The organism is Bacillus infantis (genome assembly GCF_008180445.1).
Taxonomy (GTDB): domain Bacteria; phylum Bacillota; class Bacilli; order Bacillales; family Cytobacillaceae; genus Bacillus_AB; species Bacillus_AB infantis_B.
Map to the genome: position 1 here is coordinate 12,448 of NZ_VTER01000009.1, position 14,609 is coordinate 27,056.

At 47.3% G+C, this 14,609-nt stretch carries 16 protein-coding genes; 6 read left to right on the plus strand and 10 right to left on the minus strand.

Translation table 11 applies throughout. The annotated features are described in order from the left end of the window. Positions 1–159: 159 nt before the first annotated feature. The 6 genes from FZD51_RS17565 to FZD51_RS17590 all read right to left on the minus strand — a co-directional run bounded on the left by FZD51_RS17565 (position 160) and on the right by FZD51_RS17590 (position 5,302). A complete protein-coding gene (locus tag FZD51_RS17565) occupies positions 160–591 on the minus strand; it encodes a hypothetical protein (protein WP_148975960.1) in 432 nt (143 codons plus the stop codon). Next, complete coding sequence (locus tag FZD51_RS17570; protein WP_148975961.1) at positions 588–866, minus strand: hypothetical protein; 279 nt, start codon at positions 864–866, stop codon at positions 588–590. The genes FZD51_RS17565 and FZD51_RS17570 overlap by 4 nt, the downstream gene beginning before the upstream one ends. Before the next feature lie 89 nt (positions 867–955). Further along, positions 956–1,303, minus strand: a complete 348-nt coding sequence (locus tag FZD51_RS17575) for a DUF6054 family protein (RefSeq protein WP_148975962.1) — start codon at positions 1,301–1,303, stop codon at positions 956–958. A 111-nt stretch (positions 1,304–1,414) separates the two neighbouring features. Continuing rightward, a complete protein-coding gene (locus tag FZD51_RS17580) occupies positions 1,415–2,854 on the minus strand; it encodes a substrate-binding domain-containing protein (protein WP_148975963.1) in 1,440 nt (479 codons plus the stop codon). A gap of 212 nt (positions 2,855–3,066) precedes the next feature. Next, positions 3,067–4,476: a dipeptidase PepV gene (pepV, locus tag FZD51_RS17585; protein WP_148975964.1), complete on the minus strand. Its 1,410-nt coding sequence runs from the start codon at positions 4,474–4,476 to the stop codon at positions 3,067–3,069. Further along, the gene (locus FZD51_RS17590) at positions 4,469–5,302 is read right to left on the minus strand and encodes a DODA-type extradiol aromatic ring-opening family dioxygenase (protein WP_148975965.1); all 834 of its coding nucleotides are present in this window, start codon (positions 5,300–5,302) and stop codon (positions 4,469–4,471) included. The genes pepV and FZD51_RS17590 overlap by 8 nt, the downstream gene beginning before the upstream one ends. A gap of 276 nt (positions 5,303–5,578) precedes the next feature. Between FZD51_RS17590 and FZD51_RS17595 the strand changes: the two genes are divergently transcribed. Together FZD51_RS17595 and FZD51_RS17600 are read left to right on the plus strand one after the other, a co-directional pair. Then, positions 5,579–7,255 carry a glycosyl hydrolase family 28-related protein gene (locus tag FZD51_RS17595; protein ID WP_148975966.1) on the plus strand — a complete coding sequence of 559 codons (1,677 nt, stop codon included), beginning with the start codon at positions 5,579–5,581 and terminating at the stop codon, positions 7,253–7,255. A 111-nt stretch (positions 7,256–7,366) separates the two neighbouring features. Continuing rightward, positions 7,367–8,086: a DUF3784 domain-containing protein gene (locus FZD51_RS17600; protein WP_148975967.1), complete on the plus strand. Its 720-nt coding sequence runs from the start codon at positions 7,367–7,369 to the stop codon at positions 8,084–8,086. An 82-nt stretch (positions 8,087–8,168) separates the two neighbouring features. On the opposite strand, the gene FZD51_RS17605 is transcribed toward FZD51_RS17600, so the two are convergent. Continuing rightward, positions 8,169–8,900, minus strand: coding sequence for a ZIP family metal transporter (locus FZD51_RS17605; protein WP_148975968.1), 732 nt, complete (start codon positions 8,898–8,900; stop codon positions 8,169–8,171). A 57-nt stretch (positions 8,901–8,957) separates the two neighbouring features. Then, a complete protein-coding gene (locus tag FZD51_RS17610; protein ID WP_148975969.1) occupies positions 8,958–9,176 on the minus strand; it encodes a hypothetical protein in 219 nt (72 codons plus the stop codon). Between the two features lie 200 nt (positions 9,177–9,376). Between FZD51_RS17610 and FZD51_RS17615 the strand changes: the two genes are divergently transcribed. Beyond that, the gene (locus FZD51_RS17615) at positions 9,377–9,772 is read left to right on the plus strand and encodes a DUF2512 family protein (RefSeq protein WP_148975970.1); all 396 of its coding nucleotides are present in this window, start codon (positions 9,377–9,379) and stop codon (positions 9,770–9,772) included. Between the two features lie 39 nt (positions 9,773–9,811). Here FZD51_RS17615 and FZD51_RS17620 read toward each other — a convergent pair whose 3' ends face one another. Further along, a complete protein-coding gene (locus FZD51_RS17620) occupies positions 9,812–10,285 on the minus strand; it encodes a DUF4275 family protein (RefSeq protein WP_148975971.1) in 474 nt (157 codons plus the stop codon). Continuing rightward, a complete protein-coding gene (locus FZD51_RS17625; protein ID WP_148975972.1) occupies positions 10,257–10,955 on the minus strand; it encodes an HAD family hydrolase in 699 nt (232 codons plus the stop codon). The genes FZD51_RS17620 and FZD51_RS17625 overlap by 29 nt, the downstream gene beginning before the upstream one ends. A 336-nt stretch (positions 10,956–11,291) precedes the next feature. Between FZD51_RS17625 and FZD51_RS17630 the strand changes: the two genes are divergently transcribed. The 3 genes from FZD51_RS17630 (at position 11,292) to FZD51_RS17640 (ending at position 14,588) form a co-directional block, all read left to right on the plus strand. Next, the gene (locus FZD51_RS17630) at positions 11,292–12,728 is read left to right on the plus strand and encodes a carbon starvation CstA family protein (protein ID WP_148975973.1); all 1,437 of its coding nucleotides are present in this window, start codon (positions 11,292–11,294) and stop codon (positions 12,726–12,728) included. Positions 12,729–12,960: 232 nt separating this feature from the next. Further along, the gene (locus FZD51_RS17635) at positions 12,961–13,917 is read left to right on the plus strand and encodes a DUF2268 domain-containing putative Zn-dependent protease (RefSeq protein WP_148975974.1); all 957 of its coding nucleotides are present in this window, start codon (positions 12,961–12,963) and stop codon (positions 13,915–13,917) included. Next, positions 13,914–14,588 (plus strand): AlkZ-related protein, encoded by a 675-nt coding sequence (locus tag FZD51_RS17640; protein WP_148975975.1) that lies wholly within the window; start codon positions 13,914–13,916, stop codon positions 14,586–14,588. Before FZD51_RS17635 ends, FZD51_RS17640 begins: the two co-directional genes overlap by 4 nt. Positions 14,589–14,609: the final 21 nt, after the last annotated feature.

The window sequence follows — 14,609 nt, forward strand, 5'->3', positions numbered from 1 at the left end:
GTCTCACCCACTATTATACATGAAACCGGGCGGCTATTTCGAGTTAAATGAATATGTGGAAAATCAAATGGCTGCTTTATAATGATGCGCTTTAATCTCTGCTGAAAAGGAATATATGATGAAGGGCAGCAGCCTGTACCTTTTTAAGCCGGGCAATTTTCAGTCAGCATGAGTTCTTAAGTAGTCAGCAGCTTTTCCTGGATCAGTTGTTCTAAGGACCGGCTTTTCAAAGCTAAACACAATAAAATATGGAGCCTGCTGGACTTCCAGGTCAGTAAATAGTCTTTGAACTGTATCCAGATTCCTAAAGTACACACTTTTGGCGCCAGCTTCATATACATCCTCCGGAACGCCCAGGTCTGCCTGGTCATTTTCCCTTATAGCCAGGACGGTATATTCACCATCTTCATCAGCCAGCAGTTCCTGGTATTCGGTCTCCTCTTCAACGTTCAAGCTTAATGTATATTCTGCCTGTCCCTCTTCCCATTTCGCCTTGATTCTCACCGTCACAGGGCCAGGCTGGTTGGTGAGAGTATACGATTCATTTGTTATCGGCTTTTTTCGGTCACTTCCGTAAATCGTGTCTATCACATAGTATTCAGGCTCATCCCTTGTCCCGATTTCACTGTTAATTCAGAACGGGGTTTCACTTCTGTTACAGAAGCTGCATTCGCCCTTTTCACTGCCTGTGTCTCACCAAGCCAGGTATAGCCCCGCAGATCGGCATCTACTTTCTCCCCATCAACCATGACCACCGGATTTGGAGGTTGTTTTTCATTTGAAATTTTAATAGCATCCATCAGCAGCATAATGGCCAGGGCTGCAAGAATTCCTATCCCTATTACCAGCTTCTTCTTTTTCAGCACAAAACACACCTCTTAATCTATTATTGTACTTTCTAACAGTTTACCATATAAAGGAATTTGTTATCAGGTGAATTTCTATCATGAGTTTTCTATTTTAAATTATTTCCCAATGTATAAGGCCCCAGAATTTCCTTCACCTTATTGACAAAGCTTTTGCCTGCTCCCCAATCAAAGCTGATCAAGCTTTCCGCGCTTCCCGCAGAAATGCATCTCACTTTGTTATCTCCTCTTACATTTTCCATGATGACCGTCAGTGACGCCCTTCCACCCGTGCGGAAATAAAATCTTTCAAACACAAGGACACAGAACTCAATTCCTTCGGCAGGCGTATGGTACTCTTCATAGATTTTATCTGTGTTCAATGGTTCCGATTCCAGCAGTTTCATAGCGCATTCAAAAGGGGTTATTGAAGTTTTTAAATCCGATAAATGATTCATAGTGTCTCCTCCTGTCTGTCTGTATTACGGATTGGAGCATGAAAAGGTTCCAGCCATTGGAAAAAGGGACCGTTTAGTCCCCCTGATTTTTCCTTTCTATAGTAACCCCGCTCAGCTTTCAAATTCCTTTATATACCCGATTTCTTCCACTATTTGCTGCCCTTGCTCACCCTGCATCCATTCCAGGAACGGAGGGATGTTTTTGTTGGTATTGGATTTGAGAGTTATGGCGTACAGGGAAGCAGTAAATGGATATGTTCCAGAGGCAATGTTCTCCGGGCTTGGGTCCACGCCATCTATCGCTAGAAGCCTGATGTCCGTGTTTCCGTTCATTCCTGTGGCAAAGAAGCGAAAGGAAAATCCGAGGGAATTGTCATAGTTCCGGTAATCCGCAACCTGCTCAATAATTCCGCCCATGCCCTCAGGGACCTCTTCCTTCAACGGCTCTATGATAGGTGTATCACCCATGATTTTCTCCAGGAGCGTCTGGCTTCCTGAATTTTTTGGCCGCTGAAACGCAATGATTTTGCCGCTGCTTCCGCCAACCTCCGACCAGTTTTTTATTTTTCCTGAATAAATGTCTTTTACCTGTTCAACAGTAAGGCTTTTAATGCTGTTTTCCGGGTTGGCGAAGAATACAAATGCCTCTTTTCCAATGGGGGTCATCACGAGTTCCTTCCCTGCATCTTCGGCCATTTTCCGCTGCTCAGCGGAGGGCTCAGCACCGAAGTAAATATCCGCCTCTCCTGACAGAAGGCGTTCATAAGCATAGATGGTATTGGTGAAGCTCACCACTTCCTTTTCAAAGGAAACTTCCCGGACATTTTTATAAACTGCATTCGCAAAGGCTGAATATACAGGGTATGCTGCTTCTGCTCCGTCCAGCACTGGCATGGAACCGGCATCCGCAATTGAAAAATCAGCTCCTCCCTCAAGTGTGGGAAGCCGGTTGTTCGTATTGGTTATATCATAAGGTGTCAGATCTGTGCTTGAGTAGCCGCCAGCATAGTCGAAACCATAAGAAGGGAGGACGGTTCTGCTCCGCTCCAAATGGATGAAGGCTCCGCTGCCTATCGAGAGCACAAATACTACAGATAGAATGGCAGCCTTCTTTTTGTGAACCATCCGAACGTCATTTTTCCTTAGAATCATTGAAACAACAATAGGCGGCAGGAATGCCATCTCATATGTCAGCGGTGCCCATAAGAAGGTCCGCCCTTCGCCCATGAGGGATGAGAAAATGAATATGGGGGCAAAGGGAATATGAAGGATACCATAAAACAGCCAGTATTCGTGGCCGGAAAACCCTCCTGTCAGTATCATAAAAACCGCCCATATGACTGCTGTATATACGAGCGGTCCACAGGCAAGAAGCCAATCGTTCTCGTTCAGTTTCCTGCTTTTAAATGTACCAATCAGCAGTCCGCCTGCCGCCAGCACGATAATCTGCAGGAGAAAAGCATAGTCCGGCCAGGCCCCAAGAAAAAAGAAAGACAGCATAGATAGAAGGAACGGGGCAATCCCAAAATACAGAATCCATTTACCAAGCATTCCAGCACTTCCCTTATTTTTATAATTAGTGTAATTTTACACTTTGGACCAAGCGTTTACAATAACAAATAAAGATGAACAGCAAAAAAACTCAGCTTCATGCTGAGCTTCTTTGCTTAAATTGATTTTGTTTAACCTTTTAAAATCGAGAGGGATCACCTATGCCAGACCGGCTGCCGCCACATGAATAAAAGATGATCAGACAGCCTTTTTTATTTTGCAAGCTCATAAATAGCCCGTGCATAGATGGCTTCCGCCTTCACGAGATCGTCCACTTCAATGTATTCGTCTTTTTGATGGGCAGTCATCTCTTTACCGGGGAAGCAGGCGCCAAAGGCGACCCCTTTTTTCATGAACCTGGCGTAGGTGGCTCCTCCTGTTGACAAAAGGACCGGCTCTTCTCCCGTCTCTTCCTGGTATGCCTTTTGAAGGGCTTCAATCACCGGATGTCCCGGGGCCACATAATGAGGCTGCGACTCTCTGTAATCTTCAAGGTCAAACCCCTGCGACTCAGCCGCTTCCTCCAGCCTTTTTTTCAGATCTTCATAAACGGAGGAAACCGGGCAGCGGATATTCAGCTGCACAAAGCTTTCCCCAGCCTGATCAAAGGAGATGATGCCCGGATTGACTGTCAGCGGACCGGATACTTCATCTTTGTATGAAACGCCAAGCCTGTGGCCGTAAAAATCCCCATGGAGAAGCTTTAAGAAAGAAAGGAATTCCGCCCCGGTGTGCTGTACATCCAAATCCGCCAGGAAAACGGCAAGCAGGGTTCCTGCATTCACACCTTTGAAAGGCTCCATCCCATGGGCTGCAGTTCCATACAAATTGAAAGTAGCGACATCATCAGTTATGGCAACATCTCCGCGGACGCCGTTCACATTACAGAAAAGGATAAAGTCTTTTTCCAGCTGCCCAGCATCAGGACCTGCCACACTGGCAGAAGCACTTTCAGGCACCATATTAATGCGGCTGCCCGATTGGAAGGACAGCAGGGACAAGACCCTCTCCTGCCCCTGTTCTTTCCTGCCCGTCCCAATTGCCAATTTCACATTCATCTGGCCCTTTTCAGCATTGATGATCGGAAAAACCGCATCAGGAGCAAAGCCTTCCTCCGGCATAAGCTCTGCTTCTGCATAATGGCGCATGCAGCTCATCCCGCTCTCCTCATCTGTCCCGAAGATGATCCGGACATTTTTCCTTAGCTCAAGTCCAAGTTCCCTGACCATTTTTAATCCATAAAAAGCGGCAAGTGTCGGACCTTTGTCATCTATGCTTCCACGTGCATACAGTCTGCCTTCCCTTACCTCAGGTTCAAAGGGCGGTGTTGTCCATTCGCCGGGGGCTGGAACAACATCCACATGGCAAAGAATGCCGATTGTTCCCTCCCCGCCGCCTTCCAGCTCGGCATGCCCGGCCATCCCATCCACATTTTTCACTGTAAAGCCTGCTTCTTCAGAAAGCTTCAGCATATACTCCAGCGCTTCGCCGATTTTATCCCCCATCGGCCTTTCTGCAGTTGCCGTGGATAAATCTTTGATGCTGGCAATTTCTAATATCCCGATCAGATCCTTCATCAGATCGTTTTTCCGTACCTCTGCTTCCCTTTGCCAATCAATCATTTTCCCTTGCCTCCCGGTTCTGATAATAAGCGGCGCAAATCAATCCAAAATAGGTGGGCGCTTCGAAAGAGAACAGCCTGCTGTGCCGTTCCTCCTCCGGGACTGCCCCTGCCAGGATCAGTGTCTGCCAGATCCCGTCCGGCTTTGCATTCTCCACGAGCTCCGGATCGAACAAAGCAAGATCTTCCAGCCTCCCTGACTCTATCAATTCTGCTGTCCGGCGGTCCAATTCCTCCGCAGCCGGATGGTAGCCATAAGGCCCTTCGCTGTCATGCGTATGAGACCAGTCACAGCTGGCGATCAGGCCGACCTTTCTCCCTGATTCTTCTGCTGCTTTTCTGATTGCCTTGCCAAAAGCGATATGCTGCTCATAAGCTATTTCTCTCGAAGGTGTAATGACCACAACCGGCACCTCAGGCATAAATCGCAATGGTACGATTGCACCCCAATCGAGGGGAAGGCAGGATAGCGGGCCGGCACTTGTTCCGTAATTGATTCCGGCTGCAGGAAGCCCTTTCGCTTCAGCCTCAGCCAAAATGGAGGCAGCAAGCATCAGATCGGTTTTCCTCTCCATCATAAAGGAGGAACCATTTTCAGCTACTTCCCCCTCAAGCCTTTCAGAAACAGCCACTGAGAATTGTCCATTGATGCGCGATCCATGGGGAGTAAGCACTATCAGACTGTCAGGCCGGGCTTTATCCATCAGGGCCCCAAGCCTCCCCATGCTCTTTCTCGTCTTTTCCATGCGCTCCGGTTTTTCTCCTTGCAGTTCAGGTATGATTTCTCCACCATGCGGAGTGATGCAGGCAAATACAAACGGATTCATCCAGTCTCTTCCCTTCGTTTATGATCTATTTTTAATCTGGGCATCTGTTCCTTTGAAGCGAAATTTTTTTCAGGCAAGACACCTGCTGCTTCTTTGCACTCATCTCCTTTTCACATGTATTCTTATATTAAAACTAACCCAGCTGCAATTTTCTGTCTATTCTTTTCCTATTTTGCACCTCCCTCCCCTCCTCTGGATGCAATAAGGTTAGCAGCATGTCCGGACGGGAATAATACAATGGGCCAGCAGGCTCAAAGGAATAGAGGTGATCTGTAAATGCTATTTTTGGATAAGCAGCATGATCCTTGCCGCAATAAAGAGCTGATAGATAAGTTTAGCCCGGGGCTTGATACAAAAACGCTTGCCGAGGAGACAGACAGGCTGTTTAACGAGAGAAAAGCCACTGCCGGCCCGGGACACATTGGAAAAACGCCTGATTACGGCAAAGGGTTCTTCAAGAAATTGATTAAAGCGGCAGAAAGCCTGGTACTGACCGCAGACCGGAAAAATGAAGAGACCGACAGTACAATAGTAGATGAATCCGGCATTGCTGCCCCTCTTTGGAAAAAGAAGCTTGACCAGGAATATACCCGGCTTTTCAAGACCTTAGAAAAAGAGGGTTGTGTTAAAGAATGCGGAGCAGCTGGAGATGGGATAACCGATGATACAGAAGCCTTCAGGCGGGCCATCGGCAAAGGCAGGGCAAAAGTCAGCATTCCGGCCGGCACCTATCTGGTGTCTGGCATTCAGCTCCCTTCATGGACTATCCTGCAGGGAGAAGGAAAAGGCCTGACAGTCATAAAACTTCTTGACCAGTCTCCTAAGGCGGCAAGGCTGGTGACCAATTCAAATCATTGGAAAGGAAACCATCATATCCTTGTCCAGAACCTGAGCCTGGACTGGAACGTCGAAAGGCTAGGCAATGAGGCTAAAACAAGCACCTGGGGAAACCACTCCAGCTGCCTTACGTATGCAAACGTCAAGTATGGATGGGTGAAAAATGTAGAGGCCATCAATCCCGGCCTTCACTGTTTTGATATTTCGTCCACCCTTTATAACTACTCAGGAGATGGCTACCGCGCACGCGGAGGCAGCCGCTATGTCTGGCTGGACAAGCTGAACGGCTATGGATTTGGAGATGACGGGATCACCACCCATCACAGCGACAATATCCTGATCTCCAACTGCCATATGTGCGATCCAAGCGGCCGCACCCACAAAAAAGGCTTCTCCAATTCAAACGGCATTGAAGTGGATGATGGCTCAAGAAATGTCTGGCTCGTCAATAACTCATCCGCACGCTGCTTCGGCGGGGTGGAAATCAAGGCACATCATAATTCTTCAGCAGCCTCTGATGTCCAGATCATCGGCCACCTTTCTGTCAATGATAACCGCTCCTTTAACTTCCGCCACATCGGCCACCATAAAGCCGGCGATCCGGAATCACGGACCGCCCGCAATATCAGGGCAACAAAGATAGTAAGCATCCACCCGGTGCATACAGACCTTTATGCTGGCTCTGGACCCAGGGGATTGGTTGTATCAGCTTATAAAAATGTTGTGATCAACCAATTCACACTGATAGGCGACCCTGAATATGACTATGCCGGCAACCCAATCATTGCCATCCAATACAGGGCGAGAAATGTCGTTCTTAACCGCCTGTCCATCCAGGGCTTTAAACAGGCAGGAGCAGATGTCAAAGTGTTCGGCGGAGCTCAGCGGGCCGATCATGTAGAGATCAGCAAAGCCTCCATCCAAGGATCTGCAAAGCAGGGAATCCTCATTGGCGAAGGCATCCGGCATGTCAGCGTTTCAGAGGTCCGGGCAGAAGGAGAGACCGGCAAGTTCGGACTGGCTGATAACAGTGAACATGCCAGTATTGAAGATGTACACGCAGAAGGCTATAAGACGCCTATCTCTGTTGGAGGCAGAAAGCATGGGAGGGCGTGAAGAAACAGGCAATTCCTCCAGAATTACCGTTCAGGAATCGCATAAAGCTGAATCCAAAGTCCTTCTCCATCCGTATAAGTAGGTTAGTGAACAAAAAAGGAGTGGCTTTTAATGTGGTTCCTCGCAGGTATACAGGTATTTGTTATTGTGCTTTTTTTTATTCTCGGATGGGCCATCCGCTATAAAAAGAACTACTGGCTCATTTCTGGTTTTGCCGGACGTCCCGCAGCAGAGCAGGAGGAACTCATTCAAAATAAAATGCCCCAGAAAACGGGCGGCCTCCTGCTGGCGACGGCAATCGGGATGCTCATCCTTCTTCCGCTGATCTTTACGGGCTTCACATATGCAATGGAAGTCCAAATTGGCTTTATGCTTCTTTTCCTCCTCGGCGGCAGCATCTATTTGTCCAAGTTTGAAATTCCCCGCAAAAGGAAAAGAATGTATTGGTTCACCAGCATACTCTCCTTCGTAGTGATTGGGTTCATCAGCGGCCTTACCTATCTCGGCTATCAAAAGCCGGAGGTCTCCATCACAGAAGAAACGTTTGAAATAACAGGCATGTATGGGGATGAATGGCCGCTTGAGAGTATTACGAAGTTAGAGCTGCTTGAGGAAATGCCGGAGGTTACCTGGAAGGAAAACGGCTTTGGCCTGTCCACCCTTGCAAAAGGCCGCTTTACGGTAGAAGGCTATGGAAGCAGCCTCCTTTTTATCCACAAAGAAGCCCCCTATATTTATATTGAAATGGGAAAAAAGCATATCTTCGTCAATGGGGAGAACGAAGAACAGACTTTAAAATGGCATGAACAGCTGGCAAACAGTGTCGAGTAATTGCTGCCGGCTTTTTCTCAGAACAATGGCCGCAGGTTCCGGATTCCTTCTCCGAACCTGCGGCCATTGCCTTTTCCTTTCCTTATCCAAACTCGTGGACAAGGAACAGCATAGCAAGGAGCCCGAGTACAAAAGCATAAGTTGGAATTTTCTCTTCCTTCCTTTCATTGCTGTCAGGGATCAGCTCTTTAAAGATCACGAAAAGCATAGCCCCGGCCGCAAAGCTCAGGCCGTATGGAACAAGGCCATCCACCTTTGATGCCAGAAAGTAGCCGATCGTCCCGGTAACAATTTCGACCGCTCCCGTAAGAGCGGCAATCAGGAGGGATTTAATTCTTGAGATATTTTCTGAGAGCAGGTAAATGGCGACCAGGAACCCTTCGGGGGCATTCTGCAGCCCGACAGCCAAAGCGATGATGGTTCCGAGATTATCCTCGCCCGATCCGTAGCTCACCCCCACCGAAAGGCCTTCCGGCAAATTATGAAGCATGATTGCAATGACGATGATAAGCGTTTTTCTGTCGATGCCCGGATTAAAGCGTATGTCGCCGGCATCCAGCTCCGAAACCTTTGAATTCACATAGTTCAGTACAATTGTACCGGCAAGCATCCCTATTGAGAGCACCAGTAAATTAGAGGCCTTAAGTGCCTCAGGTATAAGGCTGAAAGCTGTCGCTGCCATCATGACCCCTGAAGCAAATCCCAGCAGGATGCACTTCAATTTCCCATTAATACTATCCAAAAACAGGATTGGAACAGCGCCCAATCCTGTTGCCATTGCAGATAGTATAATGCCAATGAAAGAATTGTCCATATCAGCCCTTGCCTTTCCTCACCAATGTCCGCTGCTCCTTTACTTCGCCCGGGTCGCTTACTTCTCACCGGCCCCGGAAATGATGGCTGCAGCAATCGATAATCCTTCTGAGATTCCCTTTACATAAGCTTCCTTCTCTTCGCTCCCCTTCTCGATAGCCAGCTTGATCTGCTTATCTTCATAAAGCTTTCTCTCGTCTTCCAAAAGTTTAATAAGCTGGTCGGTCCCTTTCCCTTCCATGCTGCTCAGCTCCATTTCATGTTGGATGTTGGCCATATATTTCCCTGGATTACAGCTATTTTATAGAATCAGCATGAAGCAATTTTTCAGGATTTTACCAATCATTACCCGCCTGCCATCCTTTTAAGCATGATTGCTTTTGGTATTAATTCCCTTACTTGCAGGAAAATAATTGGGTTTATGCCCGGGCAGGCCAGGCTAAGTAATGGATATACCAACACGAAGGAGGATGAACAATGGAACATATTAAGGCACTTCTCATTAAATTTTTAATGATTGCTGTTGTACTGGGCATTATTTTAACCGGCTTTTTTGATGTAAGTCTTATCGATTCCCTGCTCATTAGTGTGGTTCTGACCATTCTGGCTTATATTGCCGGCGACCTGTTAATCTTCCGTACAACAGGAGACCGTTCAGACCAGGGCAAAAGAAATTTGATTGCCACTATTTCAGACGCGGTGCTCGCATTCCTGGTTATTTGGTTCATGGGCAATAACCTTGTTGCCAATGACGGTGACATCATCACCGCTTCCATCATCAGCGCCATCGTCATTGCAGCTGGAGAATGGTTCTTCCATAAATACCTGGACAGCCATGTTTTCGGTGAAAAGCATAGAACAGATGCATATTAATCAAAATAAAGAGTCCCGGGGCCATTTCCCGGGACTTTCTTATGTGCTGGCCGAGCCTGCTTGAATAATAGCAGCCGGAGATTGGTCAAGATGATGGAAATACGGCCCGCACAAACCTGTCTCATGTGTTCTGACATAGGTCCAGCGGAACTGCCTGTCTGTTATATACACATCTTCCTCTCCCAGCAGATCGCAGGTTTGAAGGGCAAAGGCATCCTCGAGAATCAGAGCCTCGTCGCAATGCTGGTAAAAAAGATAGCAGCTTGCCTTATCTGCCCTGCCGAATGCTGCATCCGCAACGTCTCCTTCAAGACACTCCGCTTTCTTCCAGCTGAAAAGATGCCAGAGATATCCGCACGCTCCGTCCGAATCGTGCAGATAGACGCCCGCCTTCTCAGCAGTGCTCAGCCCTCCTGCAAAGCTATATTCCCATTGAAAACGCAAATAGGCGCCCCAAGCCTGAAGCTCAGTCTCACGAATATTTTTATTCAGCAGCTTTTGCACCAAGTCCATCCTCTTCGCCGCCTCTCATTCTATCTATCAACAACGGAAGTTCTTTTAAATCATCAATCTTCCACTTCACAGCCGCATGACTCCAGTTTGGATCCCTCTTCCATACAGCTTCCATTCCGCACCTCTTAGAGCCTTCTATATCGTTAACCGGATGGTCTCCGACAAACACACTCTCATATGGATATACGCAGAGCCTGTCCATCGCTCTGTGAAAGATTTGTGGATCCGGCTTGCTGATGCCCTCCCGCTCCGAAATCAGGATCACTCCGAAATATTCCTCAACCTGAAGAGCCTGGATACTCGCCATTTGAAAATCCCATCTGCCATTCGAGATAATCCCCATCTTTATTTGCCTGTCTCTCAAATCAGACAATGTTTCAATTAGATGGGGAAACGGAACACAGCTTTGGTGGAAATGATTAAGATAATCCATCAAAAGATCTTCAGCCGGAATCCCTTGGAAAGTGAATTCCGCTTCCATCTGCTGATAGACTTTATCTTTCCAGACATATCCCCGGGCATCCAGTTCTTTAAATCTATTCGTGAACACAGCTTGAGGGATATGGCTGAGTTTATCGTAATATCTCTGATACTGCTGAATTGAGAATTCTTTGATAGAAGCATCACGGTCCAGCAGGGTCCCATCCAGATCAAAGAAAACAGCTTTCATTACAGCTCCTCCCGATTACTTCGTTCCCCCCATTTTACATCCTTTTCTCCAAAGCGGATATATTTACCGACCAATTTTAAAAAGCTGCCTGGTCAGCAGCTTTTGTACAGCTACCCCATTTCTTTAGAAGCAACAGACCATCGCTTATAAGAATTCAGGAAAAAAGCCGGCTGAACAGTAAGGGCTTTCTTTATGATCAAATAGGCTCTGGTGCAAAAATGGTGTCAGAGCCAATAAACCAAATTTTATATTTTTTCTGAAAAATCTGTTGTTTTTATGCATAAAAGTGTTAAAATGTTTCATATTCCAAAAGCAATCAACAGGAGGAGAACAATAATGGCTACTTTTTTTGGAGCACTAGTCCTGCTTGTACTCGGCTACGTTTTTTATTCTAAATTTGTGGAACGCGTATTCATCATTAATGACAGCACACCGACACCCGCATATACGAAAAGGGACAATCTCGATTATGTACCGATGAGCTGGTGGAAGGGAAATCTGATCCAGCTTCTGAATATAGCCGGCCTCGGGCCGATTTACGGTGCTGTGGCTGGAGCTTTGTACGGACCAGTAGCATTTATCTGGATAGTGATAGGGACGATTTTTGCAGGAGGCGTGCACGATTATTTTTCAGGCATGATGTCCCTCCGCCATCAGGGGGAGCAATACCCTTCCCTTGTCGGCCGTTATCTCGGACAAACCGTTAAAACAATCATCAGCGCCGTTTCGCTTGTATTGATGGTGCTGGTGGCAGCCGCCTTCACCGCCGGCCCCGCCCAGCTGATCGCCCAGCTGACACCTCTCAGCTTTACGGTCTCGCTGCTGATTATTTTTGCCTATTTCCTGCTGGCAACCATCCTGCCGATCAACCGCGTTATCGGAAAGATTTATCCGCTGCTCGGGGGTATCCTGCTTTTCATGGCATTGGCAATCGGCATTTCCTTGCTGTTTTCCGGCAAAAGCATCCCCAACCTGACATTGGAGAACCTTCATCCCGGGGAGCTGCCGATCTGGCCGCTATTGATGGTCACTATTTCATGCGGGGCCATTTCAGGCTTCCACTGTACGCAAAGCCCGATTGTCGCCTGTACGATGAAAAAAGAATCAGACGGCCGCAAAATCTTTTATGGCGCCATGGTTACTGAAGGCGTCATCGCCCTTATCTGGGCAGCAGCCGGCATGACCTTTTTCAATGGAACAGCCGGCCTTGGCGAGGCGCTCGCAGCAGGAGGCCCATCCGGAGTCGTGAATGAAATCTCCACCTCCCTTCTTGGGACACTTGGCGGGATCCTGGCCATTCTTGGAGTTATCATTCTGCCTATCACCACAGGAGATACGGCACTTCGCTCTTCCCGTATGATCCTGACTGAAATTTTTGCCAAGTTCTTTAATATGGAAAGCAAAATCAAGATTCTCCTAGTAACCGTGCTGGTTGCAGTGCCGGCCCTGTTCCTGGCAACCATTGACTATACCTTCCTCTGGAGATATGTCGGCTGGACCAATCAGGTGGTTGCAACCGTCATGCTATGGACAGGCACTGTATACCTTCTGAAGAACAGCCGCTTTCACTGGATCTGCGGGGTGCCGGCCATGTTCATGACAGGCGTCGTCTGCACCTATATTTTCTACGCACCTGAAGGATTGGGGATGGATTACCGGCTGTCCATGATCATTGGCTTCTCGCTGGCGGCCGTCGTGCTCGCCTGGTATATCAGCCAGATTATCAAATACCGCCAGCTTCGGGTGAACAGTAAGGATTTTCGTGCGGCATAAACCTACAGAAATAAGGGCCTTGGCCCTTTTTTTGTTTACACTATTTTTTTAACTGTTATAAAAGAACTGCAGGCACGCGGAGATATCCTTCCTTGGGGGAATAGAGTCACCAATGATAGGTTTTATGCTCATAGTTGGCCTTCAATTATATTTCCAGGATTTTATATGAAATTTTTTCCAGATTAAACTATAATAATTTTATACTAATTTAGCAGAAAGGCAGGCACCAGCGATGAAACAGCCCATCCTCACTCTGGTTACTCTCATACTCATGTTTGCAGTTCTTTCTGGATGTGAAAAAGAGGCCGATGAAGCATCTAAGCCGGTCATCTCATCCTTCAAAAATGATGGCGGAAACCAGAAATTCAACATTGTCCATGCACAGTACCTCTATGAAGATTATTTGGATAATCTGGAACAGACACCCCGCCAGGAAAGGCAGGCGCTTTATGAAGAAAAAATCCTTAAGCCTATTGAAAAGGAATGTTTTACAGGCCTTGAACATCCCCAAATGGCAGAGCAGATTCAGAGTTATCAGGTGAACAAACTTCCAGAGACCCTTCAAAAAGTAATTGAATCAATGGACAAGGACCATTTAGACTCCCTCATCAAAGATGCGCTCGAAAAATCTTCCAAAATCCTTCCTTCCGCCCAAGACATCAATGTATGCATATTTCCGACCGATAACACCTTCCATAGAACGATGGTGGCCACCGGCGCCGGCAGGATTATTGTTTATTATAGTGAACATTTGACAGATCGCATGATTAAAAGTTCAATTGCCCATGAATATCATCACAGCGCATGGACTGAACAGCACTTTTCGATTTCCCATCAGCAAACAGTTTTGGACAATCTTATTTTTGAAGGAAAAGCAGTGATGCTTCAAGAAACAGTATATCCAGGAACGTCCGGCATCCCCCTCGATACTAAAGCAGATCCAGTTCTTTGGGGAAAAGTGAGCGAAGACATGGATAAGTCTGATTATAACAGGTCAATTGAGGTGCTTTTTGGCGGCGGCACCCTTCCCCTCCATTACGGCTACAGCGAAGGATACAAAATCGTGAAAGCCTACATTGAAGAAACAGGCAGCACCGTAGAGGAGTGGACAGCCGCTTCGCCTGATGAAATATTGAAAAAAGGCAGATACATAGAAAGATATTATCCAAAGGAGGAAGCTGAATTATGAAAGATTACAAAGCAGCGGAATTTAATGAAGCAGCAGTCATCATCAAGGAGCTCGGCCTGCTGCCGCTGGCTCCCCTCATTCCGGGATACCCGGCGCTCAATACCATTACGGATCCTGAAAGCTGGCATGCTGGAGGAGATTCAGACCCTTGGACATGGCGGACCCGGTTTGCGGGAGAAGGGATTGCCGCTTACGGAAAGTTCATCAGTAAAAAGGCAGTATTTCTTTCAAAAGACTGGGTACCTCTTTTTCTCGCTGCTCTGGGGAAAAACGATGTGCCTGAAGAAAGATACCATAAGGGGGAGCTATCAAAAGAAGCGCTGACCCTGTTCAGCCTCATCAATGCCCATGAAGGTATCGACACGCGCCTTTTGCGGAAAAAAGCTAACCTGCTTGGCAAAGAGCAGAAAAAGGCGTTTGATCAAGGATTGCAGGAACTGCAGGGAAGCATGGATATTGTCATATCCGGGATAAAGGAAAAACAAAATGAAGCAGGGGAAACGAACGGATGGAACAGCACCTCCTATGAAACGATGGAATGCTGGCTGGAGAAAAACGGGATTGAGCGCCTCTCTATCAGCAGAGAGGAAGCCAAAGAAAAACTATTGCAGCATTTCTCCGGTTTCTGCCCGGACGATGCGTTGAAGAAGATTTCAAAAATATTAAGCTAAAGTGGTGAAAAGCCGGAAACT